Annotated in this window: 26 protein-coding genes; 7 read left to right on the plus strand and 19 right to left on the minus strand. The window is 41.8% G+C overall.

Translation table 11 applies throughout. The features are described from left to right. Positions 1-39: 39 nt before the first annotated feature. The 13 genes from ACZ9EE_RS04265 to ACZ9EE_RS04325 all read right to left on the minus strand — a co-directional run bounded on the left by ACZ9EE_RS04265 (position 40) and on the right by ACZ9EE_RS04325 (position 11,227). On the minus strand, positions 40-813 hold the full coding sequence (locus tag ACZ9EE_RS04265) for an SDR family oxidoreductase (RefSeq protein ID WP_476032850.1): 774 nt from the start codon (positions 811-813) through the stop codon (positions 40-42). Between the two features lie 22 nt (positions 814-835). Beyond that, a complete protein-coding gene (locus ACZ9EE_RS04270; RefSeq protein WP_476025436.1) occupies positions 836-2,041 on the minus strand; it encodes an acyl-CoA dehydrogenase family protein in 1,206 nt (401 codons plus the stop codon). Positions 2,042-2,153: 112 nt separating this feature from the next. Then, a complete protein-coding gene (locus ACZ9EE_RS04275) occupies positions 2,154-3,335 on the minus strand; it encodes a thiolase family protein (protein WP_476025437.1) in 1,182 nt (393 codons plus the stop codon). Positions 3,336-3,358: 23 nt separating this feature from the next. Then, positions 3,359-4,507 carry an acyl-CoA dehydrogenase family protein gene (locus ACZ9EE_RS04280; protein WP_476032851.1) on the minus strand — a complete coding sequence of 383 codons (1,149 nt, stop codon included), beginning with the start codon at positions 4,505-4,507 and terminating at the stop codon, positions 3,359-3,361. An 82-nt stretch (positions 4,508-4,589) separates the two neighbouring features. Then, positions 4,590-5,513: a ketopantoate reductase family protein gene (locus ACZ9EE_RS04285; protein WP_476025438.1), complete on the minus strand. Its 924-nt coding sequence runs from the start codon at positions 5,511-5,513 to the stop codon at positions 4,590-4,592. Positions 5,514-5,578: 65 nt separating this feature from the next. Beyond that, on the minus strand, positions 5,579-6,346 hold the full coding sequence (locus tag ACZ9EE_RS04290) for a class II aldolase/adducin family protein (protein WP_476025439.1): 768 nt from the start codon (positions 6,344-6,346) through the stop codon (positions 5,579-5,581). A gap of 128 nt (positions 6,347-6,474) precedes the next feature. Then, positions 6,475-6,882 carry a MaoC/PaaZ C-terminal domain-containing protein gene (locus ACZ9EE_RS04295; protein ID WP_476025440.1) on the minus strand — a complete coding sequence of 136 codons (408 nt, stop codon included), beginning with the start codon at positions 6,880-6,882 and terminating at the stop codon, positions 6,475-6,477. Next, complete coding sequence (locus ACZ9EE_RS04300) at positions 6,879-7,328, minus strand: MaoC family dehydratase N-terminal domain-containing protein (protein WP_476025441.1); 450 nt, start codon at positions 7,326-7,328, stop codon at positions 6,879-6,881. Before ACZ9EE_RS04300 ends, ACZ9EE_RS04295 begins: the two co-directional genes overlap by 4 nt. A 19-nt stretch (positions 7,329-7,347) precedes the next feature. Next, positions 7,348-8,112: a 3-oxoacyl-ACP reductase FabG gene (gene fabG, locus ACZ9EE_RS04305; protein WP_476025442.1), complete on the minus strand. Its 765-nt coding sequence runs from the start codon at positions 8,110-8,112 to the stop codon at positions 7,348-7,350. A gap of 50 nt (positions 8,113-8,162) precedes the next feature. Further along, the gene (locus ACZ9EE_RS04310; protein WP_476025443.1) at positions 8,163-9,341 is read right to left on the minus strand and encodes an acyl-CoA dehydrogenase family protein; all 1,179 of its coding nucleotides are present in this window, start codon (positions 9,339-9,341) and stop codon (positions 8,163-8,165) included. A 194-nt stretch (positions 9,342-9,535) separates the two neighbouring features. After that, on the minus strand, positions 9,536-9,907 hold the full coding sequence (locus ACZ9EE_RS04315; protein ID WP_476025444.1) for a DUF3147 family protein: 372 nt from the start codon (positions 9,905-9,907) through the stop codon (positions 9,536-9,538). An 18-nt stretch (positions 9,908-9,925) separates the two neighbouring features. Beyond that, positions 9,926-10,285, minus strand: a complete 360-nt coding sequence (locus tag ACZ9EE_RS04320; RefSeq protein WP_476025445.1) for a DUF3147 family protein — start codon at positions 10,283-10,285, stop codon at positions 9,926-9,928. A 174-nt stretch (positions 10,286-10,459) separates the two neighbouring features. Further along, positions 10,460-11,227: an SDR family oxidoreductase gene (locus ACZ9EE_RS04325; RefSeq protein WP_476025446.1), complete on the minus strand. Its 768-nt coding sequence runs from the start codon at positions 11,225-11,227 to the stop codon at positions 10,460-10,462. 164 nt (positions 11,228-11,391) lie between these two features. Here ACZ9EE_RS04325 and ACZ9EE_RS04330 point away from each other — a divergent pair, with 164 nt between their 5' ends. The 4 genes from ACZ9EE_RS04330 to ACZ9EE_RS04345 all read left to right on the plus strand — a co-directional run bounded on the left by ACZ9EE_RS04330 (position 11,392) and on the right by ACZ9EE_RS04345 (position 14,282). Beyond that, entirely contained in the window at positions 11,392-11,544 is a 153-nt protein-coding gene (locus tag ACZ9EE_RS04330) for a YpzG family protein (RefSeq protein WP_098531610.1), read from the plus strand. A 168-nt stretch (positions 11,545-11,712) separates the two neighbouring features. Next, the gene (locus ACZ9EE_RS04335; RefSeq protein ID WP_476025447.1) at positions 11,713-12,216 is read left to right on the plus strand and encodes an N-acetyltransferase family protein; all 504 of its coding nucleotides are present in this window, start codon (positions 11,713-11,715) and stop codon (positions 12,214-12,216) included. 28 nt (positions 12,217-12,244) lie between these two features. Further along, a complete protein-coding gene (locus ACZ9EE_RS04340; protein WP_476025448.1) occupies positions 12,245-12,511 on the plus strand; it encodes a YpbS family protein in 267 nt (88 codons plus the stop codon). A 112-nt stretch (positions 12,512-12,623) separates the two neighbouring features. Next, positions 12,624-14,282: a PAS domain-containing sensor histidine kinase gene (locus ACZ9EE_RS04345; protein WP_476025449.1), complete on the plus strand. Its 1,659-nt coding sequence runs from the start codon at positions 12,624-12,626 to the stop codon at positions 14,280-14,282. Positions 14,283-14,310: 28 nt separating this feature from the next. Here the strand turns inward: ACZ9EE_RS04345 and ACZ9EE_RS04350 are convergent, their stop codons facing one another. The 3 genes from ACZ9EE_RS04350 to ACZ9EE_RS04360 are packed head-to-tail and all read right to left on the minus strand — an operon-like array spanning position 14,311 to position 18,267. Next, positions 14,311-15,435: a GerAB/ArcD/ProY family transporter gene (locus ACZ9EE_RS04350; RefSeq protein WP_476025450.1), complete on the minus strand. Its 1,125-nt coding sequence runs from the start codon at positions 15,433-15,435 to the stop codon at positions 14,311-14,313. A gap of 22 nt (positions 15,436-15,457) precedes the next feature. After that, the gene (locus ACZ9EE_RS04355) at positions 15,458-16,669 is read right to left on the minus strand and encodes a Ger(x)C family spore germination protein (RefSeq protein ID WP_476025451.1); all 1,212 of its coding nucleotides are present in this window, start codon (positions 16,667-16,669) and stop codon (positions 15,458-15,460) included. Further along, a complete protein-coding gene (locus ACZ9EE_RS04360; RefSeq protein ID WP_476032852.1) occupies positions 16,666-18,267 on the minus strand; it encodes a spore germination protein in 1,602 nt (533 codons plus the stop codon). Before ACZ9EE_RS04360 ends, ACZ9EE_RS04355 begins: the two co-directional genes overlap by 4 nt. Before the next feature lie 157 nt (positions 18,268-18,424). Here ACZ9EE_RS04360 and ACZ9EE_RS04365 point away from each other — a divergent pair, with 157 nt between their 5' ends. Then, on the plus strand, positions 18,425-18,664 hold the full coding sequence (locus ACZ9EE_RS04365; RefSeq protein ID WP_476025452.1) for a YczF family membrane protein: 240 nt from the start codon (positions 18,425-18,427) through the stop codon (positions 18,662-18,664). A 29-nt stretch (positions 18,665-18,693) separates the two neighbouring features. Here the strand turns inward: ACZ9EE_RS04365 and ACZ9EE_RS04370 are convergent, their stop codons facing one another. Next, positions 18,694-18,906, minus strand: coding sequence for a hypothetical protein (locus ACZ9EE_RS04370; RefSeq protein WP_476025453.1), 213 nt, complete (start codon positions 18,904-18,906; stop codon positions 18,694-18,696). A gap of 188 nt (positions 18,907-19,094) precedes the next feature. Between ACZ9EE_RS04370 and ACZ9EE_RS04375 the strand changes: the two genes are divergently transcribed. Next, a complete protein-coding gene (locus tag ACZ9EE_RS04375; protein WP_476025454.1) occupies positions 19,095-20,039 on the plus strand; it encodes an aldo/keto reductase family protein in 945 nt (314 codons plus the stop codon). 36 nt (positions 20,040-20,075) lie between these two features. Here the strand turns inward: ACZ9EE_RS04375 and ACZ9EE_RS04380 are convergent, their stop codons facing one another. Together ACZ9EE_RS04380 and ACZ9EE_RS04385 are read right to left on the minus strand one after the other, a co-directional pair. Then, on the minus strand, positions 20,076-21,299 hold the full coding sequence (locus ACZ9EE_RS04380) for an MDR family MFS transporter (RefSeq protein WP_476025455.1): 1,224 nt from the start codon (positions 21,297-21,299) through the stop codon (positions 20,076-20,078). Between the two features lie 126 nt (positions 21,300-21,425). Further along, positions 21,426-21,692, minus strand: a complete 267-nt coding sequence (locus ACZ9EE_RS04385) for a phage holin (protein WP_476025456.1) — start codon at positions 21,690-21,692, stop codon at positions 21,426-21,428. Positions 21,693-21,860: 168 nt separating this feature from the next. Between ACZ9EE_RS04385 and ACZ9EE_RS04390 the strand changes: the two genes are divergently transcribed. Further along, positions 21,861-23,963 carry a transglycosylase domain-containing protein gene (locus ACZ9EE_RS04390; protein WP_476025457.1) on the plus strand — a complete coding sequence of 701 codons (2,103 nt, stop codon included), beginning with the start codon at positions 21,861-21,863 and terminating at the stop codon, positions 23,961-23,963. The last annotated feature ends 182 nt before the right edge of the window (positions 23,964-24,145 follow it).

Here is a 24,145-nt window from a genome sequence, read left to right on the forward strand (position 1 = left end):
CGAATGACTGCCCGCAAGTTCGCTCAGCACATCCTCAAATTACATTGCATGCGCTCCGCCATCCACCACTAAAACATCTCCTGTCACAAAATCCGAAGCAGGCGATGCTAAAAACAACGCTACCCCCTTCATATCTGTATCAGAGCCAAACTTTCGTAAAGGTGTCCCTTCGAGAATTGCCTCCCCGCCTATATCCAAAAGTCCTTTCGACATCTTCGTTGGGAAGAAACCGGGTGCAATCGCATTCACATAAATTCCTTTTGGTCCCCATTTCACCGCCAAATCTTTCGTAAACGTAATAACGGCCCCTTTACTGGCGTTATAGCCTATCGCATTCATCACCTTTGGATTGCTGCCTTTTAATCCGGCAACAGAGGCTATATTTATGATTTTCCCATAGTTCTGTTGGAGCATAACTTTCCCCACCGCCTGGGACATCAAGAACGTGCCCGTCACATTTACATTCATTACTTTTTGCCATGCCTCAAGCGGCATCTCCTCAACAGGCGCCCCCCACGAAGCACCGCTGTTATTAACGAGAATGTCAATCCGGCCAAACTTTTCAACTGTCCGTTCGACAACATTCCGGACATCCTCTGGGTTGGAGACATCACATTTCAAAGCAAGGCTTTCCACGCCAAGTTTTTTTAACCCTTCACTAACTTCCTCACACGCCTCCACCTTACGAGAACAGACCACGACATGTGCTCCTGCCTCCGCAAATCCTTCGGCAATCTGCTGGCCAAGTCCCCTGCCGCCGCCTGTTACAATCGCGACTTTTCCTGTTAAATCAAACAGTTGTTTTATATGCATCATTTATCCTCCTAATTAAATATCATCGATATTTCTTTAATTCATATCTGGCGATCGCCCGCTTATGTACTTCATCCGGACCATCAGCAAGTCTTAGCGTACGGATATTCGCCCAGCTTGCAGCAAGCGGTGTATCTTCACTTACTCCCGCAGCTCCAAATGCTTGAATCGCACGGTCAATAATTTTCAGCGCCATATTAGGGGCAATCACTTTAATCATCGCAATCTCTGCTTTAGCCTCTTTATTCCCAACCGTATCCATCATGTACGCTGCTTTCAGTGTTAGCAATCTAGCCTGTTCAATTTCGATTCTCGCCTCGGCAATCCATTCCTGGATAACACCCTGATCAGAGAGTCTTTTTCCGAAAGCAACCCTATTTTGTACACGCTTACACAATTCCTCGAGCGCTCTTTCAGCTGCACCAATGGTTCTCATACAATGGTGGATTCTCCCCGGTCCAAGACGGCCTTGGGCAATCGCAAAGCCCTTTCCCTCTCCCCAAAGCATATTAGAAGCTGGTACCCGGACATTTTTGTATTCGATTTCGGCATGACCATGCGGAGCGTGGTCATATCCAAACACCGGTAAAATTCTTTTAATCGTTACTCCTGGAGTATTTAAAGGAACTAGAATCATCGATTGCTGTTCATGTGTCGGGGCCGACGGATCATTTTTTCCCATGACAATCGCAATCTTACAGCGGGAATCTCCTGCACCCGATGACCACCATTTCGTTCCGTTAATGACATACTCATCCCCATCACGTACAATGCTTGCTTGAATATTGGTCGCATCAGATGAAGCAACGTCAGGTTCCGTCATCGAAAAACAGGAACGGATTTCTCCGCCTAAAAGCGGCTTAAGCCATTGTTCTTTATGGGCTTCGGTCCCATATCGGACAAGGACCTCCATATTACCGGTGTCAGGTGCGGCACAATTGAACACTTCCGGGGCAATCGCCGAACGCCCCATAATTTCACAAAGCGGGGCGTATTCCAAGTTTGTAAGGCCGGCGCCAAATTCACTTTCTGGTAAAAATAAATTCCATAATCCGTGTTGTTTCGCCTTTTCCTTAAGTTCCTCCATGATTGGCGGTATTTTCGAAAAAGGGTCATTTTTATCGATTTGCTCGTGATAGAGCTGTTCATTTGGGTATACATACTCATCCATAAATTCTGTCAGCTTCTTTTGAAGCGCTTGGACCTTTTCGGAATAACTAAAATTCATCCATATCCCTCCTACACATACCTACTAGTCAGTATGTTATTAACCTCATCATAAAGTAAATTTTCAGAATACTCAACAGGCAACTTTCCGACAATTTCCTCACTTAAGATCCTTAAATTAACTCGATCATCATGGCCATGCCTTGGCCGCCTCCGACACATAGAGTGGCGATTCCTCTTTTTTGCTGCCGCCGGTCTAATTCGTAAAGTAAGGTGGTTAGAATTTTAGCCCCAGTCGCTCCCAATGGATGTCCTAAGGCGATAGCACCACCGTTCACATTTACCTTCTCTATTTCCAGATTCAATGAACGGATCACAGCCAGCGCCTGCGAGGCAAAGGCTTCATTTAACTCGATCAAATCAATATCATCTAAAGTATATTTAGTGCGCTCCAACAGCCTCCTGACCGCAGGTACAGGGCCAATTCCCATTACTGAAGGCGACACCCCAACGGCTGCCCAATCAACGATTCTAGCTATGGGTTTTAAACCCAGTTTTTCAGCGTGAAATGCCGATGTCAGCACAAGTGCAGCTGCGCCGTCATTTCGTCCACAAGCATTCCCTGCGGTGACGGTACCGTTTTCTTTAAAGACAGGTCGAAGTTTACTTAGTGCTTCCAAGGTTGTTTCCGGCCGTGGATGTTCATCAATCGTATAGGAAAACGAACTTTTTTTCCCTTTCACCTCAACAGGAACAATCTCATCCTCAAACCGATTTTCTTGAATGGCTCTCACTGCTCGTTGCTGACTCTGAAAGGCAAATGCATCCTGATCCTTTCGAGAAATCGCGAATCTTTCGGCCACATTTTCAGCCGTGATCCCCATCCCGAGCTCATGCCCGTAAATTTCGTGCGGCTGCTGTCCCGCTTCAGTGTTTGAGTCTACGAGTTTGGCAGAATCGCCGCCAAAGCGGGCGTTTCTTAGATAAATAGGAGCATTGCTCATGCTCTCTGTTCCACCAGCAACAACGATTTCTGCTTGTCCACAGATAATCTGTTGTGCGGCTGAGGCAACGGCCTGCATACCTGACGCACATAATCGGTTGATGGTAAAGGCCGGTGCGGATTCTCGAACCCCAGCCCTTAAGGAAGCCACCCTAGCTGCGTTAGAAGATTCTGTTGATTGCCTGACCTCACCTAATATCACCTCATCTACTTGATCGGGGGTAAGTCCGGCCCTGGTAACAGCTTCTTTGATAACAATGGAAGCAAGCGTACCGGAGTTCATATCTTTTAACGCTCCGCCATACCTCCCGACCGGGGTACGAACGGCACTTAAAATGACAATATCCTTCATCTTCATCCCCCTAATTTACAAGATTAGCAGTACTCTTGTTCGAGTTGTGCCGCAATAATATTCTTCTGTATTTCCGAAGTACCCTCATAGATTCTTGTAATTCTAGCGTCCCGATAAAAGCGTTCAATTGGATAGTCTGCAATATAACCTAATCCTCCGTGAATTTGAACCGCCTTGTCAGCTACTCTGTTGTAAACCTCTGAGCCATAAAGCTTAAGCATGGCCGCTTCCTTAATAACCTTCATACCTTGGTCAACCATCCATGCTACACGGTAGGTGAATGAACGTAATGCTTCAATTTCAACTGCCATTTCAGCGAGCATATGGCTCACAGCTTGGTTGGTTATGATCGGCTTACCAAACTGAATCCGTTCTTTGGCATATCTTGTTGACATATCCAAGAGTTTTTGAGAGGATCCAAGATTACGAGAGGCCAATCCTGCGCGGCCGTTCGCTAAAATCTTTAATGCATTCACATATCCTTGTCCTTCTACGCCCAGCACATTTTCCACGGGAACCTCACAATCTTCAAAGATTAATTCTGCAGAATGTGACCCCTTTAAGCCCATTTTTTTCTCGACAGCACCTACTTGAAAGCCTGGGAAATCTTTTTCGATAATAAACGAGGTAATTCCTTTAGCTCCTTTGTCCGCGTCAGTTACCGCCATAACGGTAAAAACACTCGCTTCTGTAGCGTTGGTAATATAATGCTTCAGACCGTTTAAAATGTATTTATCCCCTTTTTTTACGGCTGTTGTTTTTAAATTGGCGGCATTTGAACCGGCATCCGGCTCCGTTAAGGCAAATGCGCCGATTTTATCCCCGCTTGCCATATCAGGTAAATATTTTCGCTTTTGCTGTTCATTCCCCATTTCAACAATCCCGACAGACCCGATTCCGGTGTGAGCACCAATTAAAGTGGTATAGCCGTTATGTGTTTGCCCTATTTCCTCATATAACGCACACTTTCCTACCATACCAATCCCCAGACCGCCATATTCTTCTGGAATGCTAAGTCCAAAGAGCCCAATTGCCTTTGAAAGATGAATAATCCGCTCTGGAATATGATTCTCTTCTTCAATTTGGCTGGCAACAGCTTCTACCTCGGTTTGAATAAAATCTCTTACATTCTTTTTTAAAAAAAGTATGTCCTCGTCTAGTTCAAAGTTCATCTCCAACCAACACCTCCAATTTATGTTACATTTCGTCCATCTGGGATGTTCTTATGGTACTTTCAAACTATTTGTTTCAGCATTAGAAACGGTTCCTACTCTTTTCTGTCTGGTAACAAAGAAGATGATAGATTGTTTCAAGCACAGGAGTGGCAACCTTATATTCTTTTCCTTTGTTTACGATATACCCACAGATGGATTCGAGCTCCAACGTTTTTCCGTTAAGCTTATCTTGAAGCATTGAGGGGTAGTGTTCTTTTGCTAGACTTCCCTGAGCAAAAATGGTTTCGTAAAAATTCTCTTCTATTTCGATGCCAGCGGCCCTGCCAACAGCTATCGCTTCCATACAAATGGTTAAAGCCGTCTCATGCAAGCCTTGATCCTCAAATATTGCGCCAACCTTTGCCTCAATCAAAGCGGTTAACGGATTAAACGTGACATTCCAAAGTAACTTTTTCCACTTAACCATTAGAATATTACTTGATGGATTAGTAAGGATGGATGCTGTATTAAATAATGTTAAAAGTTCGATGACCTTTTCTGATAGACGAGTGTCTAAAGCTCCAATGACTAGTCTTGGCGGGACGCCAATTTGTCTCACCACAACAGTTTCCTTCAACATTGCTTGTATATATGTTGCCGCAGATAAAATACGTTCTCCGCCAAAAATTGTGCTGAGTACTTCTTCATTGTCTACTCCGTTTTGAAGCGTCATCACTAGACATGATTCTTTTAGAAATGGTGCAAATCTCTCTGCAACCTCGGTTGTATCGGTTGATTTCACACAAAATAAGAGCAGGTCAATATCTTGAAATGACTCGTAATATGCCGTGAAAGTCCCACTTACCGTGAAAGTCCCTGCTTCACTTTCAACTGTCAGTCCTTCTGCCTCCATTCTTTCCAGCCTCTTTCCCCGTGCTAGAAAGGTGACCTCATTTCCTGCCTTTTTCAATAAGGCACCAAAATAACCGCCGACTGCTCCGGTACCTGCGACACCAATTTTCATTCCCAATCCTCCCGGTTATGTATGAATCTTATAAACGGAATCCCTCATTCTTCCAGATAGCTCTATTACTCCAAAAGGTCCGGCTGTTCTTTCACAATCCGATTCCATAATGGCTGAAATTGAAACCAGCCCGCATTTGAAACACCCACGGTTTCATAGGTTGCCCGTGCATTTTCATCATCGATTAAAACAGGCTTCCCTGCTGCTTCAGCCAGAAGCTGTGCCTGACATGAACGCTCCATCGTAATAAACCACCAAGCTGCTTCGTCCACAGACTTTCCAACTGTCAGCAAGCCATGATTTCTTAGGATACATGCTTTATTGTTCCCGAGAGCTTTACCCATCCGTTTTCCTTCCTCAATTTCTAAAACGACACCGGTAAAATCATCATACAGGGAATGATCTTGATAAAACGCACAAGCATCTTGGGTGATGGGGTCAAGGAGGCGGCCAAGGGCAGACCATGATTTTCCATAAACAGAATGTGAATGAGCTGCGGCAATCACATCAGGACGTGCAGCGTGAACTTGGGAATGGATGGCAAAGGCAGCTCGGTTAACAGGATACTTCCCTTCCACGACCATCCCGTCATGGTTACAAAGTATTAAATCGGAGGCAGAAATTTGACTGAAGTGAACCCCAAACGGATTCACCCAGAAGTGGTCCTTCAGCTCTGGATCACGTGCAGTGATGTGACCTGCCACTCCCTCATCAAAGCCAAACTTAGAAAACAAGCGAAAAGATGCAGCTAATTTTTGTTTCAAATGGCGCCTTTCCTCCTCATATGAAGAAAAAACGGGCGGATTATAGCTGGTTTTCAATTTCGTAGACATGGCATCACCCTTCTTTAATGTTTATAGTTTTTATATCGAACTTCATTTCAGTGGTATCTCATATACTGAAAGAAATAAACCCAGCATGAAAAACGGAATCTTCCTACACGCCGGGCATATTTCAATTGTTAATGACCATATTGGTGATAGACTACTTCACCCTTTAGTACTTCATTTCCCTGCTGGTTCACCGCTTGAACGCTAAAATGCAGATTTTGTTCCTGCCTCTCAGTCAATGTTGCTTTCAGGGTCACTACATCGTTTAAAAATACCATCCCTTTAAAACGAATGGAGTAATCCTGGACAAACCCTTCTTCATAGGAAGCAGTAAACAGCTTTGCCAAATTGCCCATTGTCCACATCCCATGAGCAATAATCCCAGGCAGCCCTGCTTTTTTCGCCTCATCATCAATGGTATGAATCGGGTTAAAATCCCCAGAGGCTCCTGAATATTTAATTAGATCCATCCGTGAGACAGGTTCAAGCTGCACTTCCGGAAGGGATTCTCCAACTTGTAATTGTGTTAGTGAACTCATTTTACCAACACCTTCCTTACTGCTTCTGAGATGACAATGGTAGATGTAGAACTGAAAATAATATTGCCGGCTTCATCTTCCCCAAAGCTTTCCAATACCAAGAACCCCATCTGACCAAAGTTCCCTTTTTTCTCAAAGTAATTTTTTATCTTTGAGTAACAGTAAACCTCTTCACCCACTACTAACGGCCGCAGATAATGAAAGGTTTGTTCCCCGTGTATCAAGCCCTTATTGGGCAAATTTAACCCTTCAATCACACCATAATCAAATACCCTTGGGAAGGTTGGCGGAGCAATATTGTTTCTGTATCGGGAAAGCCGCCCTGTATCTTCATCACAATAAATTGGATGAAGGTCACCGATGGCTTCCGCAAATTTCTTAACGGCTCCTCTTTCCACTGCATTTTTCACTTTGTTTGATTGTTTACCGATTTGGTCGTTAAACAATGATCCTCACCTCACCCTATTAGCATTTTGGCCCGCCGGCCACATAGATGACCTGGCCATTCACAAACGATGATCTTTCATCAGCAAAGAAGGCTACAGCATTGGCAATATCAGCCGGTTTGCCGCTTCTGCCCACCGGAATCTGAGCTACACTTGCTTGAATTAATTGATCAAAAGTGATCCCAATCCTTGCCGCTGTTTCTTTCGTCATTTCTGTCTCAATAAAGCCAGGCGCTACGGAGTTAGCTGTGATGCCATATCTGCCCAACTCAATGGCTAGTGTCTTGGTAAAGCCCTGTAAGCCTGCTTTTGCCGCGGCATAATTGGCCTGGCCGCGATTACCAAGTGCAGAAGTAGATGAAATATTGATAATCCGCCCATATTTTTGCTCGACCATGTATTTTTGTGCAGCACGAGCAGCATTAAAGGAGCCTTTTAAATGGACATCCATGACCGTTTGCCAATCAGAATCCGTCATTTTAAATAACAGATTATCTCTGATCACCCCAGCGTTATTGACAAGGATATCTAAGGATCCAAATGTCTCGTAAATCTCTTTAGCAGCCGTCTCTACTTGTTCCGAGTCAACGACATTGGCAACCTTTGAATAAACTTCATAGCCCTTTTCTCTTAATTCACTGGTAGTTTCATTTAAGGCCTCTTCATTTAGATCGATTAAAGCCACCTTTGCCCCCTCTTCAGCAAACAGCTCGACAATTCCTTTGCCAATTCCTCGGCTTCCTCCTGTAACAAATGCCACTCTTCCTGAAAATCTTCCAGCCATCTCTCTTCCTCCTGTTTTAAAAAGTATTTTAGATAACGCTTACATTATTTCTATACGTATTGACCTATCTTGACATGACCTTTAATTAAATTGCGGGCAATAATCATACGCTGGATTTCATCGGTTCCGTCGTAAATTCTCCACAATCTCGCTTCACGGTACCAGCGTTCAATTGGCAATTCCTTCGTATACCCCATCCCGCCATGTATTTGCAGAACACGGTCGACTACTCGATTGCCCATATTTGAGCCATAAAGCTTCGCCATCGAGGCAAGATGACGGTTATCTTCACCCTGATCGAGCGTAAACGCCGCGTTTAATACAAGCCATCTGGCTGCCTCAATTTCAACCGCGGAATCGGCGATTTGCCATTGGATTGCTTGTCGTTCGGCAATCGGTTTACCAAAGGTAATCCGTTCCCTTGAATAATCAATTGCCATTTGCAATAAACGCTCGGCCGATCCAACTGCTCTGGCCCCGACGATCCATCTGGCAAAGCCAATCCATTCCAACCCAAGGTTATATCCCTTGTGTAATTCGCCGAGGATATTTTCTTCAGGAACACGAACATTATCGAATACTAAGCCGGCTGGACCCCAGTCCCCCATCGTATGTATATACTCGGATTTCCAGCCCATCTCACGGTCGGCAATAAAGCACGTCACACCTTCACGGCCCTGTGTTTCTTGATGCCTTTGTTTATCGGTAATCGCAATAACCATGACAAAATCAGCTTCATTCCCGCCGGTAATAAACGTTTTTTCACCATTTAGTACCCAGTCATTTCCGTCTTTAACAGCTGTCATTTTAATATTCCTTGTATCAGAGCCAGCACCTGGCTCAGTCATCGCAAAGCAGGATTTTTTCTCGCCATTAATCGTTGGAAGTAAATATTTTTGTTTTTGTTCTTCATTTCCATAATAAAGAATATTATCTGCCGAGCCGCCAAATGAAAATGGAACAAAGGTTTTTGATACTTCCATTAAGACGATGGCCATCATCATTTGTCCAAGATCAGCACCGCCATATTCCACAGGCGTATTGATTCCCCAGAAGCCAGCTTCCTTTGCCTTTAGCTGCAGCTCTTTTAATTTACCGGGAGGTAGACTTGGTCTTCCTTCACGTTCATTTCTCAATACATCATTTTCAAGTGGAATGAGTTCTTTTTCTACAAATCTTCTAATTGTCTTTTGCACCATTTTTTGTTCGTCCGTTAGTCGTAAATGCATTTTTTTCACTCCATTCATATTCTTGAAATCTAGTTTTTCTTTCAATAAAAGAGTATGCAGGAAGGATTCAATACATACCTACCGGTTAGTATGTCATCTCTAATTTTATTCCGAAATTTCAGATAATACAAGCATTATTTGGATTTTTCATAAAAAAATCCTCCGCATCAAAAATGCAGAGGATTGATGGTTATTTAAGCCTGACGGACCGCTTTCCTTACCGCGCGCTCGCGTAAGGTTGAAATGGTAACAGAACTTACTAGCCAAGAGACTAAACCAATGGTAATACTAAAGAGCCAATTGTTTGTTTCCTGTAAAGATACGAGGACAGCGATAACACAAATAATTCCTCCCATCATTCCATAAACGGAACCTCGGGCGATATTTGTCGCTTTCTTCGTTCCAGATGAAATTCCTACCATAATAACAGCTGTCAGCATTACCGCCGGAAACGCTGCAAAGATTCCTGCTAAGATCTTCCATGGTGATACGATTGTAATCAAATAGCTTAAAGAAACTGCTGTCCCGCCGAGTAAAAAACGCATAAATAAATCTTGTTTAATCATGTTGCTCACCCTTTTCAATTAATGTGAAGAAATCAATACGACGATAACTGAAACAGCAAACCAACAGGCCATCGACTGGACAATACCTTTTTTCCAGCCAACCTTGGGAAGGAGATAGCCTGCAATAAGTGCCACTACTATATTAATCGCCATTCCAAAAATAGCGCCTCTTGATAACATGATTGAATGGGAAATGAGCTGACCGCCATGAAAGTCTAAACCAATCGTCAGTAATGCCGCTAGATAAACAGCTGGGAATGCTGCAAAGATGCCGCCAACTTTTTCACCAAGCTTCTTGGCGACGAGCGTACATGCGACAACAGCCAGTCCTCCTAATACAAAACGGATCAGTAGTGCGCTTAAAGATAAATGAACCATTTTATTCGCCTCTTTTGTGTTGCACGTTGTATTTTGGTTTGTGAGTCGAATCACAAACTAATTGATGTATTCATTTTACATCAATCTAATGAATAATCTTGTGAACACTTTATTACTGTTTTTAAAGCGATTACATAGCCATATATTTCTCCTTAAGCACACTAGTTATGGTCTTTAGCTGCGAAAGCCGGGGTTATTTTTCAAAAAGTTCTGCCATGCTCCTTTAATGCCTTGCATAATTTCTTCTCTTGTCGCGTGAAGCCTCTCCTTCGTGCCGCCATAACCAATTTCAACCTCACCCTTTTCAAGTTCGGCAAAAATCGTGTCGGCAAAATCAGTTAACGGAGCACCAAATGTATGTAAGCCAGCTCCTCCTAAATCGGTGTTGACAGCAGGAGGCAGGATTTCGACAACCTCGATGTTTGTTTCTGCCAGCTGATGGCGCAGTGATGTAGTAAAAGAATGAAGTGCTGCTTTTGTTGCACTATAAACGGGCACCCAAACACCAGTCATAACCGCTAATCCAGATGTTACATTTAAGATGGCTGCCTGCGCTTGTTTTTGAAGGTGTGGTGTAAACAACATGGTTAAATGAATCGGACCGTCGACATTTATCGAAATTTCATTGCGGTAATAATCCCAATTCTCTTGTGGATTCAAAAGATTGACCCTTTGCTGGATACCGGCATTGTTAACAAGTACATTTACTTGGGGAAATTCTTTTGTTGCCCATTCAAACAAACTTATTCTCTCGTCCTGCTTTGATACATCGCAAACCTTCGTATGTATAGTTGGAAATCTCTCCTTAACTTCGCGTAATTTTTCTTCGCGGCGGCCGACAATAATGACTTCATTGCCTCTCTCTAAAAAGCGCTCGGCAAACGCTAAGCCAATACCTGATGCCCCTCCGGTAATTAAAATTGTATTTCCTGACATTTCCATTAAAAATCATCCTTTTTCATTGTTATTGACTGCCTTTTTATTTTAACGTTTAGGGCTTTTTTGATTCATTTAAGATTATTGACTATTTTCCTTCCTTTTTACAAATGATAAGGATGATATTCTTTTGAATATCCGTTTCAAATCCTATGATGAGGTGATAGTTGATGAGCTACAGAGATCAATTAGATTCCCAATCGGAGCTTTTTCACTACACTTTTACGAGACCGAAGCACACCAAAGCACAGGTGAACGGTCAAACAAGAGTGTCGCAAAATCAGATCATCTTAAGGAGCAATGCTAAGGCCCATCGCTGGTAAGCGAACGTCTTAGTATCGAAACGACAAATGGCTGCCAATCAGGCGCCATTTAAAGAAAGGACCCTTTTCACTCATGGAAAGGGTCTTTCTTTGCGAATGTTCTTGTAATAAAAGGTATACCGAGCTATCATAAAATCTATCTTAATTAAAACGGAGTGGACTTTTCCTATGTATGAAGCTTTCACAATTAGAGATGCAGAAATAAATGACATGTCAACCATTATTGACATCTATAACTCCACTATTTCCGGACGGATGGTTACAGCCGACTTAGAACCGGTATCGATTGAAAGCAGGATGCCGTGGTTCAACGAGCATTCAGCTGCGTTTCGTCCGTTATGGGTGGTAGAAACGAACGGGAAAATTTGTGCATGGGTCAGCTTTCAATCATTTTATGGCAGACCTGCCTATAACTCGACTGCCGAGGTAAGTATTTATATTCATCATGATTTTCGCGGGAAAAAGCTCGGTAAGTTCCTAATCCAAAAAGCCATTGATGCTTGTCCACGGCTTGGGATCAAAACTTTACTTGGGTTCATTTTTGGCCATAATCAACCAAGCATTAAGCTGTTTACGAGCTTTGGATTTGAAAAATGGGCACACCTTCCGAATGTAGCAGAATTAGATGGAATCGAAAGAGATTTACTAATTCTCGGGAAAAGAGTGTTCTAAAATATTGACAATAAAGGGGTTGAAAGGGATGAGTGTTCATAAAGAGATTACCGCACATGTTAGCAAACAAAATAAAAAAATTAATGATTTTCTTTCTCTTGACCAATTAAGAGAAAGGTATATCGAAGAAGCAGTGGCATTATGCCAAGCCGGCAAACCGTTTACGACTGATTATATCAATGAGGTTACCCAGCAGATTAATAATCTTGCCAGACAGGGAAATATACCCACCCGAAAATTAGTCACGGTGGAGATAGTCCGCGAATATGCATTGAAGTTGGATAAGCTTCCATAAAATTGCAGTTTGCTTTTTTTCATTCCAAAAATCAACATTTTCTAGTACTATATAGTAGATATGTTTTCTATTATTCTGGGAAACTAGTTCCTAGGAAGAATTGGAGAATGACATGGATAAAAAAAAGCTAGTTTTCCTTTATATAATAAGTAGTGTGGTCTGGGTTTATGGATCTAACTATCTGATTGAACAATTTGTCCCTGCTCCCCATATTTGGATTGTCGAGAGGACAAAAGAAATCCTTTATATTATTGTAACAGGGGCATTTATTTATTTTTCCTACAGCAAACAAAAGGAATTAACAGATTCCCAAGAGGATCAAAAGAGACTTTCCACCCTTATCAATTCCATGGTTGACTTTGTTAACTTTAAGGATGGTGAAGGCAGATGGATTGAATCAAATGAATTTGGTTTGCAATTGTTCGGTCTCGAAGATGTAGACTACCGTGGGAAAAAGGACTCCGAGCTTGCTGAGAATTCCGATTATCATGGCGATGCGCTCAGATACTGTGAAGAATCTGATGAGCATGCATGGATGAACGGCGGGATAACCCGAATTGAAGAGGTTCTTCAAATGCCTGATGGGACATCTAGAACGTTTGATACCATCAAAGTCCCGTTATTCAATCCTGATCTAAGCAGACAAGGGTTAGTTGTTATCGGACGAGATATTACCGAAAAAAAGGAAATGGCAAGAAGATTAGCGGAAAGCCAGCAGCAATATAAATCTTTATTCGAATATAGTCCGGATATAGTATATATGCTGGATTTAGCAGGAACCATCACCAATTTAAATCCTTATTTTGACTTGATTACAGGATTTAAGCGTGAAGAATGGATTGGTCAATCCGCAACAACTCTTTTACCTAAAAAGTATAAAAAATTCCTGCCAGACTTTATTCAATCCGTTGTCGAAGAAGTCAAACCGATTATGTATGAAGTTAAGATTTCCCATCGAAACGGCAATCCAATCACCCTGCAATGTACTTCAGTCCCGATTATTGTTAATGGGAAAATATCCGGAATTATTGGCTATGGCCGCGATGTCACTACTCTGAGAAAAACGGAGGAACGACTTAGGAGAACAGAAAAGCTTACAGTCGTAGGAGAACTATCTGCTAGTGTGGCACATGAGATTCGTAATCCACTTACCTCTTTAAAGGGGTTTGTACAGCTTTTGCAAATGGAAGACGAAAAACACCAATTTTATTATCGGATTATGCTTGATGAATTAAACCGGATTAATCATATTGTCAGCGAGCTATTGCTTTTAGCCAAGCCGCAGCATCTTAAATTTTCTAGAGCCGACCTCCAAAAGCTTTTAAGTGATGTCATCTCGCTGTTAAGTACTGAAGCCATTTACTATAATGTTCAAATTGTCTCCTCTTTTCTGGAAGAGGAAATCTTTATTGAATGCGAACCTAATCAGCTTAAACAATTGTTTATTAATATTATTAAAAATGCAATCGAGGCTTCTATTAAAGGTGGATCGGTCGAAATTTCCATTCATCCTGTACAAGGTGAACAAGTGATAATTACAGTAAAGGACAATGGCACAGGTATTTCAAAGGAACGATTAGCAAAGCTTGGTGAGCCGTTCTATTCGTCGAAGGAAAAAGGTACGGGTCTAGGATTAACCGTCAGCTTTAAAATTGTTCAAGCTCACAATGGAACCATTCGTTTTAATAGTCAAAAGAATCAAGGAACATCCGTTGATATCGCTCTGCCGATAAAGCAGGGAATAACAAAAGCGGTCAGTAGGAATAAATAAAAGTCAAAAAACTGCCATAAAGTTCTTTTTATTCCATTGGCAGTTTTTTTGGCTTTTCCGCCTTCTTTTTTCTGTTTCGAATAAATGCGATCATTAATAAAAATGAAGGAATCAAGATTTGAAATGGCCAATGTAAATAGACAGGGACCACTTCAAGCCCCTCTTTTATATGTTCTGCATAATTGGATGCAATCGTAATCGATGCAAATAAAACAAGTGCCCCCATAGGAAAGCTGAGTCTTGTGTAATTTTTAAATCCAAAGATATCAGCCGTTCCTACAACAGCCGCATAGAAAAAGATTGCTATTTTAAAGAAACCACCAATGACAAGATATAACATGAAAAGGACATCCAGCCGTTCAATAAAGTTTGCTAACTGAATCTTGCTGATCGTGGATAATAACGGGAAATTAGCCCGTGTAAATAAAGAGGCACCCAATGCAGCCACATTAACTACCGCGGTTATGGTAATATTTATGCCAGCTAGAATCATGCCCCCAAGACAAACCCATTTTGCCTTTTTCGAATCATTTAAATAGGGCAGCAACATGGTAAAGACAACCATCTCCCCGAACGGAAAGTTAATGGTTTCTGCTATGAATGTTTTCAGGACAGGTTTCCAGCCATTCTCTAAGACAGGACGGAGATTTTCCAAATGAATTAATCCTGAAAACATGATTAAAGCGAATCCCACAAACGCCATCATATAGATGACAATAAAAAAAAGTTCGCCCACCCTTGCTATTACTTCAAATCCTTTATGAATGCCATAAATAATTGTAAAAATCATTAAACAATTAATAACAATTAAAGGGGTCGCGGTGTATATGGTAGAGGTCAATAATTCCCCAAAGTCACGGAGTACCCTGGCCGCACAATAGAGGAAATAAATGATATACGAAACCCCAATCATTCGGCCCATCCATTTTCCTGCAATTTTTTGAACATAACTTGTCAAGGGGATCTCTGGATAATATTTGTATAGTTGAAAATAGATCAGGAAGACACCTAATCCGCCTCCCAGTCCTAATAAAATAGCGATCCAGGCATCCTGCTTGGCCTGGGCTCCAAGACCAACGAGGATCGCACTCCCCATCTCAAATAGAACAATCACGACAAATAGTTGATAGGCATTAATTTTTGCGCTTTCCATCCCTCTCCCCCCTTGCCATAGTTTATTTGTACATTGAAGACCAAAATGGCTTCGTTCGAATTCCTTCGCGGCGGACAAAAAAATCAGCTTTCACATTGACCTTTAATGCGGCAAATTCTTCATCCCAATTACCTTCTAGTTTCTTCCATAAATTAGGGTTAGCAATATGCACCTTTTCTCCGAATCCAAAAATATCAGTTTTTAATTTTTGCCCGGCTTTAACCGAGTCCAGAATTTGCCTTTTTATCTCCTTTTCAACCAGGTTATCTATTTGAGCAATAATTTCAGGATTAGTTAAATCGATGTCTGTGTTGGCTTCACTAACCCATCCCTCACTATCTACTTTAATATTTATTTGCGGCTTCTGATTAATAAACTTTATTGATACCTTTGTTTTGGAGCGTATTGTATTTACAACAAGTGCCTTTTTCTGTTTTTTCCAAGCGATAGTAATATCTGTACTTTTGAGCTTATCCATAATCCAGATAATTCCTCGAGCTTTGTCATGATCGACCCAGCCTCGCAATTTCCCTCCATGAAAGATGGCCAACCCATCTGAAGACAGAAAAGCATCGGTTGTGGTTTTTTCCAAGTTCTCTGCTTTTCTTGCTTTTGATTTAATGCCGACTAGGCGATATCCATTTAAAAAAGGCTGTTTTCCCTTACTAATTAAACCGGTAAGAAATTCATCAATATTTACAGACGCATTTTCACCAAGCATTGCTTCTGATGCTTTAATCTGTTTGGTAATCTTGTTGACTGGCAGCCTGTCGAGAATTGTAATGGTCGTCACTATTTCTTCTGCGGTACAGCCTCTTGCGACAACCATCTCAGTCGTGGTTCGAAATTCAGGATCTCGGTCTAGTGCATCCAAAATATAAAGCAATTCCTTTTTGGCAATTTCTTCGCTGATGACCACAATATTGGTGTGAGCATAATAAAGGCGTCGTGAAATCTTTTTCGTAGCGTTTCTAGCCGCCTCTGTTATCGTGTCCCCAGTACTCCGGTAAACGGCAATCGGGAGTCCTTGACCTCCCCCGCCTCCGTTTTGTCCGGTTGTTACGTTACCGGGATTTACAAGCTGAAAAGAGAGCTTAAATTTTTTATCTTTTCCCTTATCAATTCCCAAAGCCATTACAAGGGCCAAATCAGTTAATTCCTTCTGATTCCAGCATGCACTTAGCAGTGGCAAAAGCATTAATAGGATCGTAACGATGATTAGACATTTTTTCATGACTCTTCACCTTGATTACTATTTCCTTCATCAGGACTAGGAGGACCTGGCTTTTGACCCTTTCCACTCCTAAGCATATTTCCTTTCGCCATAAAAGGGGGTCTATGTTTATTTGCCCATAGCGGAAAGCGAACAAAGGCATCTTGTTGATTCTTTAAGTTAAAAGGTGCTATAGGCATCATATAAGGTATTCCAAACGAGCGTAGTGAGCATAAATGAATCGCCATGAACATGAGACCGAGCATCATTCCATAAAAACCTAACATCGTAGCCAATCCCATTAAAACAAAGCGAAGCAATCTCGCAGCGATGGCCATCGCAAATATAGGGGTTGAGAAGTTAGCGATGGCTGTTACCGAAACGACAATGACCATAACAGGTGAAACGAATCCAGCTTGTACCGCAGCCTGCCCAATAACTAATGCACCCACAATCGAAACGGCCTGGCCTACGGCACGTGGAAGTCTCAAGCCCGCCTCCCTTAAAATTTCAAAGGTGATTTCCATAATCAGGGCTTCGACAAAGGCAGGAAAAGGAACATTTTCACGTTGAGCAGCAATCGCGATGGCCATTGTGGTTGGAATCATTTCTTGGTGAAACGTTGTAGCAGCAATATAGGTTGCTGGTCCTACTAGGGCAATTAAAAAAGCAATAATCCTAAGGAGTCTAATTCCTGTTGAGATATCGAAACGGGAATAATAATCATCTGGCGCTTGAAAAAATTGGATAAATACGGCTGGTGCTGTCAGGACAAATGGTGATCCATCTACCACAATGGCAACTCTTCCCTCAAGCAGCTGTGACGAGACGACATCCGGTCTTTCCGTATGAAAAGTTGTTGGGAACGTTGTCCATGCTTGATCTTCAATTAATTGTTCGATATATCCTGATGAAAGGATGGAATCCATATCAATTCGTTGTAATCTTTCTCTTACTTCCTTCACAATTTTATCGTTCGTAATTCCCTTTATATACATAATCGCAATATCAGTTTGGGTAACGGTCCCTATTTTCATTGCTTCAAGCCATAAATTAGGGCTTTTAATCCGCCTTCTGATTAAAGCTGTATTGGTTCTTAAAGTTTCTGTAAATGAATCCTTTGGGCCGCGGATAGATAGCTGTGTGGTCGGTTCTGTGATCGATCGCTTATCCCACCCTTTTGTTTCAGTACTGATCGCTTTAGTGAAACCATTTATAAAAATAATTGTATTTCCTGATAACAATGAATCATATACTTGATTCCAATTATCAATCGACTGGACGCTTCCCATGGCAACGGCTTTATCGACGACATATTGAAATATATCCTGTTGGTCTGGAATTACTGCCTTCTCCATAAATGGTTCGATTAGAAAATCACTAATGCTTACGGTATCTACAAGTCCATCAATAAATACCAGTGCAGCCTTATGACTGCTTACTGTGATATTACGAATCGTAACATCTGAACTATTACCTAATTCAGCTTTTATTCTTTCTAGATTTTCGCTAACATCACGCAGAATGGGCAATTTCTCTGGCTTAAGTGGATCTTGTTTTTGCCGATAATTATCGTTCTGTCGTTTCTGTTGTTTCTTTTTCAATATTTGAGATAAGATTGACACAAGACCCCACCACCATTTGCAAAAGATTGATAATGGCTATTTTCCCCAAAAAACACACCAATATCCATTCAAGCAAAAAACATCAGGATACACAGTATAAGGAGTTTTATATCTCTGAATACTATCGGTAACTTGGAATGAGGGTGAACTTATGAAAGCCATAATGGTTGTTTTTATATTAGCCGGCGGGATGCTCAGCTTAATTATTCTCATCGATTTCATTATGGGTACCGAGCCTAAATTACTAATTTGGAAGGCCTTAAATCCCTTCCGGGTAATGGAACCAGCGGAATACGTGATTGTGTTTTTGTTTGCCCTGTTCTTTTGTATTCGATTGGTCCGATCCTTCCTTAAAAAGAAGAAAAAGCAGAGTGAGTCACAAACAAACTGACAAGTTATTACAAAAAGAAAAGAACTCCATCATAAGTGGGAGCTCTTTTCTCGATTATTTGTCTCAACCTCAATTGGTTTGTTTCGTTTAAAGAATTTTAAATCAACCAACAATCGGTTTTTCCATTTTCGTCTCATCTCAACGTTTTTTCCAAAGACATACCGATTCCAACTATAATAAATCGATTCCTCTAAAACAACAAACAGGAAGAATGCCGCAGTAATTATCAACCAGACTGACATATCCAGGCCCCTTTTCTATTGGTTTCTAAATGTGCAACACATTCAATGTACCAAATTTTTTTCTGTCATTTTTTCCCTATTAAGCTATATAGTTTATCTTATCAAAATTTTTCTAATTTGTAGACAATTTCGCCAATAATATAGTATTTTTAGTTTGTGCTTCGAAATTTTTTGGAGGAGTGGATGTAATGGAATACCGTCGTTTAGGAAACACAGGCTTGAAGGTTAGTGAAATAAGTTTGGGAAGCTGGCTTACATACGGAGGATATGTCGAGGAGCAAAATGCCGCCGCCTCGATCGACAAAGCCTACGATCTGGGTATTAACTTTTTCGATACGGCCAATGTCTATATGCGCGGGGAAGCTGAGATAGTTGTTGGTAAAGCGCTTAAAAAATATGTTCGTGATTCCTATGTACTTGCAACCAAGGTTTTCTGGCCAATGGGCGATGGACCAAATGACCGTGGTCTTTCACGGAAACATGTCATTGAACAATGTCACGCCAGCTTAAAACGCCTAAATACTGACTATGTTGATATTTATTATTGCCACCGTTATGATCCAGAAACACCGCTCGAAGAAACCTTACGGGCACTAGATGACCTTGTCCGTCAAGGAAAAGTATTATATGTAGGTGTTAGTGAGTGGACAGCCGAGCAAATTAGCGAAGCCGTCCATCTTGCAGATAAAAGATTACTTGATCGGATTGTCGTCAATCAACCACAATACAGCATGCTGCAGCGTTATATTGAAAAAGAGGTCATTCCAGTATCAGAAAAACATGGAATTGGCCAAGTGGTATGGTCTCCGCTTGCTCAAGGAGTATTGACTGGCAAATATAAAAAAGGGGAAAAAGCACCTGAAGGTAGCCGGGCCGCCCAAGAAAATTATAAGGGTCTGTTTGGATTGTTAACTGACGAGAATCTTGATCGCGTCGAACTTCTAAAAGAGGTAGCTGCTGACAATGAGCTATCCTTAGCAAATCTAGCACTAGCCTGGATTTTACGGCAAAATAATGTCGCAAGTGCATTAGTCGGTGCAAGCCGTCCTGAACAAATGGAGGAAAACGTCAAAGCCTCTGGTGTTAAACTAAGTGCTGAAACATTAGCAAGGATTGAAGATATTTTAAGATAAGTGTAAGAAATGCCTCCTAACGCTGGAGGCATTTTTTTATAACCCCTTACTCTCGATAGATTTCATTTTTAGGAAAGACCTGTTACCACTTGAAAAGAAGACGATACTACTAAGAGTAATTAGCGCGATGACTAAAAACATGATATGACCCTGGTAATGACTGAGAAGAAAACCGCCGAAAATCGGACCGAGGAAGTTCCCGATTTTTCGAAATTGCCCTGCTCCGAAATAGGTTCCCCTTAAATGTTCCGGTGCCAGTTGATCGATCATTAAACTATTGGAGGGGAAAATTAAGATTTCACCAAAGGTTACTAAAACCATAGCAATGACCGCTGTGACCCAGCCATGCACAAAACTAAAACTGATTAACCCTGCTGCCATAAAAAACGAACCAACAAACATCACTTGCATCAATCTAAATTTTTCTGCCAGACGACTGATCGGCATTTGCAGGAACACGACCATAATCGCATTAATCGTTAATAGGATTGAAAAAACAACAACTCCATTCTCAAGTTTTCCTTCTAACACTTGTGGTAAATTGGAGTCAATTTGCGCGTAGCCCATATTAATGAGGGTAATGCCAATAATGAGATATCTTAAGGCTTTATCCGTTCGAACGATTCTAAAGGCATCGCCGAAGGAAACATTCTTCTTCCTTTGCTGCCCTTGCTTTTGTATAACAAGCTTATTTAAAAAATACACCAACACGATCGCATAAAGTATATAAGTCGTTCCTGTAATCGCAAACGATAGCTTAGCGGAGGTAGTTGCTAAATAAGCACCAATTAAAGGGCCAATTGATGCACCGATATTCAAGGCCGTATAACGTAAGGAATAAACCTTCAATCTCCGCTCCTTATCCGTTAAATCCGCCATCAATGCTTGAGATGTCGGTTCAAAGAAGGAGTTGCTCAGTCCATTTACGGCGTTTAGCAGAATAAACCAACCTTCTCCTGTTGCTACGGTAAATCCGTAATAAACAAACGCAACAGTAAAAAGTGAGATCAGCATCACTGGTTTACGGCCAAACCGGTCCGACAAATGTCCGCCGATAAATCCCCCGACCGTCCCCATTAAAGGGCTCATCCCCACCGTCACGCCAATGATAATGGGGGAGAGGTCCATATTTCTTGATAAATAGATGGATAGAAACGGTAATGTCATAAAGGCCGATCCCCTCGATAAGACCGTACCAATTAATAATACCCAAACAATAGGATGAAACTGACCAATATAGTTTTTGACTTTAACCATCATGTAATCCTCACATTCTTAAAGGTTCATTTTCTAGTAAACCAATCTGTGGGAGCTATGTAAAGATTATTCTTACAATTTTCACAACAACGAAGCCAGTACCATATGGATACTGACTGTCACACCAGATTATTTTGGCTCTTTATATTGTAGCGCTTGGTCGCTGTCCCTGACCCCTTTGGTTGTAGGATCTTGGATAATACCTACCATAGACAACAATACAAACACGGCATTCACAATAGTTAAAATTGAGTTTTGAATGGCATCTGTTAATTGAAAATGAATCAGACCCATCGAGTTCAAGCCGGCTATGACCATTTCTGCTATAATCAATACTTGAGAAATAAACGCAATGACCCAATTCCGGTTTTTAAACCGGACTTTCCAGTTAATCAATCTGCCCACCCCTTCCTTATCCTTTTTCCACTAATATATGCTGACGAATTGGAAAGGTTGTCCACGGTTATCATGGGTTTGGTGTCATATGTCTAAATATTGGTCTTTTTAGTTGAGAAATTCTATAATAAAGAAATCGAAAATTCCTTATGAAAGTTAGGAGATAGCATGGAAAAATTACAGCCCTTTTGGGGAATGATTGTCCGTTTCTGGAAAAGGACACATCTTACCCAAATTTTATTATTACTACTTCTAATTGTCGTCTTAGTAACGATTGCATATTTTGGCTGGCTGGCATCGCGGGCAAACGTTGATCAATTAAAACAAGGCTTAAGCCAGCCAACGGTTATTTATGATAAAGATGGAGAAGTGGCCAGCAATGTGGCTACCAATCGAACGAAGGGATTATCTATTAATGAAGTACCTAAGTATGTCCCTAACGCGGTTGTGGCGATTGAGGATGAACGCTTCTATGAGCATGGCGGCTTTGATATAAAAGGAATCGCCCGTGCCCTTTTTGGGAACATATTCGCTGGAAGGGTTACAGCCGGCGGAAGTACCTTAACACAGCAGCTAGCTAAAAATGCCCTGCTTTCCCCTGAAAGGACCTATAAACGGAAAGCGGAAGAACTATTTTTAGCTGTAAAAATTGAAAAAGTTTATACAAAGGATGAAATCCTGCAAATGTATTTAAATCAAGTTTACTTTGGCGGTGGTGCTTGGGGAATCAGCAATGCCTCCAAAAAATATTTTAATAAGGATATTAAGGATGTAACCATCAGCGAAGCTGCAATGATGGCAGGCCTCTTACACTCGCCGAACTATCTTAATCCTTATAATAACTATGATTTAGCGATCAAACGCCGTGATGTCGTCTTAGCTAAAATGAAAGAACTTGGGATGATTACGGAGGCAGAATACAATACGGCCAAGAATGAAAAAATTCGCCTTCACGATGGCGGCGGCAGCTTTGTTGAACGTAAATATCCCTATTATGTGGATGCTGTCTTAAATGAAGCCATCTCTAAATATGGGTTAACTCAAGATGAGATTTTAACTAGGGGATACAGAATTTATACAGAAATGGATCAGAATCTTCAAGCTGGACTTGAAAGGGTTTATAGAAAAGACTATCTGTTCCCTCGTGGTATGGGAGGAAAATTGGTCCAAAGTGGTTCGGTTCTAATGGATCCGGCCTCTGGCGGTGTCCGTGCCCTCATCGGCGGCCGCGGTGAGCACGTTTTCCGTGGTTTTAACAGGGCCACCCAATTACAGGCTCAGCCGGGGTCCTCGATTAAACCTTTGGCAGTTTATACTCCTGCCTTAGAAAATGGTTATCAATATTCATCCGAGCTCGAGGACAAGCCAACCACTTTTGGAAACTACAAACCGGAGAATTTTTCAAGGACGTTCTCTGGTGAAGTCCCAATGTACAAGGCCCTTGAGGAATCGTTAAATGTTCCAGCAGTGTGGTTATTAAATAAAATTGGTTTGAACAAGGGCTTGGATTCCTTAAAACGGTTTGGTATTCCCGTAGAGAAAGAAGACGAAAACCTTGCGATTGCCCTGGGAGGTATGAGTAAAGGTGTTTCTCCGCTGCAAATGGCCAATGCCTTTACAGCGTTTGCTAATGATGGTAAGCGGGAAGACAGTCACTTAATTACCAAAATTGTCGGTCCGACAGGAAATGTGATCGCCGAGCGACAGGAAAAAACTACTAAAGTAACCACTAAAAAGGTAGCAAATGACATGACCTCCATGTTATTGAATGTAGTTGAGACGGGAACGGGAAGAAAAGCCCATATCCAAGGTGTCCAGATTGCCGGTAAAACCGGCTCTACCCAGCTGCCATTCAGCGGGGTAAACGGAACGAAGGATCAGTGGATGGTGGGATATACACCGAACCTTGTCGGTGCAATTTGGATTGGCTATGATCAAACCGACAGACAGCACTATCTGCCAAGTGCTAGTTCGTCCAATGTCGTACCGATTTTTAAAGAGATTATGCGAGAATCTATCACCCATCTCCCTAATGAGAGTTTTGAAGTGAGCTCAATCAATGCCCAGCTGGCTGGTGAATCGGCACCTAAAAAGAGTATCAATGATCAAGCGAAGGCGATTGGAGCCGAATTGAATGATAATGCGAAGAAAATTGGCTCAACCATAAAAGAGCATGCACCTGAGTTGAAAAATGGTCTTCAAAAGGCCTTCTATACGATTGGGGAAGGGATAAATGCCTTAATCGATAAAGCAAAGGGGCTTAGTGAATAACGAAAAAAATCGAGTAAGAACGAGGGTACTGAAAAAGCCCTAAGATTTTAGTTGTATATGTAATTTGTCTGTTGATTTCCGCTCCAGGCGGCTTCGCTTTCCGCGGGCGTGCCGGGGAGTCACCTTGGCGCTTGCGCCTGCGGAGTCTCCCCTGTCCCGTACTCCCGCAGGAGTCTTCGCCG

The organism is Bacillus sp. URHA0034 (assembly GCF_056280405.1).

Excerpts from the sequence above, each read along its gene's own strand:
- ACZ9EE_RS04265 (WP_476032850.1), bottom strand. The coding sequence starts at position 813 with ATGCATATAAAACAACTGTTTGATTTAACAGGAAAAGTCGCGATTGTA.
- ACZ9EE_RS04270 (WP_476025436.1), bottom strand. The coding sequence starts at position 2,041 with ATGAATTTTAGTTATTCCGAAAAGGTCCAAGCGCTTCAAAAGAAGCTG.
- ACZ9EE_RS04275 (WP_476025437.1), bottom strand. The coding sequence starts at position 3,335 with ATGAAGGATATTGTCATTTTAAGTGCCGTTCGTACCCCGGTCGGGAGG.
- ACZ9EE_RS04280 (WP_476032851.1), bottom strand. The coding sequence starts at position 4,507 with ATGAACTTTGAACTAGACGAGGACATACTTTTTTTAAAAAAGAATGTA.
- ACZ9EE_RS04285 (WP_476025438.1), bottom strand. The coding sequence starts at position 5,513 with ATGAAAATTGGTGTCGCAGGTACCGGAGCAGTCGGCGGTTATTTTGGT.
- ACZ9EE_RS04290 (WP_476025439.1), bottom strand. The coding sequence starts at position 6,346 with ATGTCTACGAAATTGAAAACCAGCTATAATCCGCCCGTTTTTTCTTCA.
- ACZ9EE_RS04295 (WP_476025440.1), bottom strand. The coding sequence starts at position 6,882 with ATGAGTTCACTAACACAATTACAAGTTGGAGAATCCCTTCCGGAAGTG.
- fabG (WP_476025442.1), bottom strand. The coding sequence starts at position 8,112 with ATGGCTGGAAGATTTTCAGGAAGAGTGGCATTTGTTACAGGAGGAAGC.
- ACZ9EE_RS04310 (WP_476025443.1), bottom strand. The coding sequence starts at position 9,341 with ATGCATTTACGACTAACGGACGAACAAAAAATGGTGCAAAAGACAATT.
- ACZ9EE_RS04315 (WP_476025444.1), bottom strand. The coding sequence starts at position 9,907 with ATGATTAAACAAGATTTATTTATGCGTTTTTTACTCGGCGGGACAGCA.
- ACZ9EE_RS04320 (WP_476025445.1), bottom strand. The coding sequence starts at position 10,285 with ATGGTTCATTTATCTTTAAGCGCACTACTGATCCGTTTTGTATTAGGA.
- ACZ9EE_RS04325 (WP_476025446.1), bottom strand. The coding sequence starts at position 11,227 with ATGGAAATGTCAGGAAATACAATTTTAATTACCGGAGGGGCATCAGGT.
- ACZ9EE_RS04330 (WP_098531610.1), top strand. The coding sequence starts at position 11,392 with ATGAGCTACAGAGATCAATTAGATTCCCAATCGGAGCTTTTTCACTAC.
- ACZ9EE_RS04335 (WP_476025447.1), top strand. The coding sequence starts at position 11,713 with ATGTATGAAGCTTTCACAATTAGAGATGCAGAAATAAATGACATGTCA.
- ACZ9EE_RS04340 (WP_476025448.1), top strand. The coding sequence starts at position 12,245 with ATGAGTGTTCATAAAGAGATTACCGCACATGTTAGCAAACAAAATAAA.
- ACZ9EE_RS04345 (WP_476025449.1), top strand. The coding sequence starts at position 12,624 with ATGGATAAAAAAAAGCTAGTTTTCCTTTATATAATAAGTAGTGTGGTC.
- ACZ9EE_RS04350 (WP_476025450.1), bottom strand. The coding sequence starts at position 15,435 with ATGGAAAGCGCAAAAATTAATGCCTATCAACTATTTGTCGTGATTGTT.
- ACZ9EE_RS04355 (WP_476025451.1), bottom strand. The coding sequence starts at position 16,669 with ATGAAAAAATGTCTAATCATCGTTACGATCCTATTAATGCTTTTGCCA.
- ACZ9EE_RS04365 (WP_476025452.1), top strand. The coding sequence starts at position 18,425 with ATGAAAGCCATAATGGTTGTTTTTATATTAGCCGGCGGGATGCTCAGC.
- ACZ9EE_RS04370 (WP_476025453.1), bottom strand. The coding sequence starts at position 18,906 with ATGTCAGTCTGGTTGATAATTACTGCGGCATTCTTCCTGTTTGTTGTT.
- ACZ9EE_RS04375 (WP_476025454.1), top strand. The coding sequence starts at position 19,095 with ATGGAATACCGTCGTTTAGGAAACACAGGCTTGAAGGTTAGTGAAATA.
- ACZ9EE_RS04380 (WP_476025455.1), bottom strand. The coding sequence starts at position 21,299 with ATGATGGTTAAAGTCAAAAACTATATTGGTCAGTTTCATCCTATTGTT.
- ACZ9EE_RS04390 (WP_476025457.1), top strand. The coding sequence starts at position 21,861 with ATGGAAAAATTACAGCCCTTTTGGGGAATGATTGTCCGTTTCTGGAAA.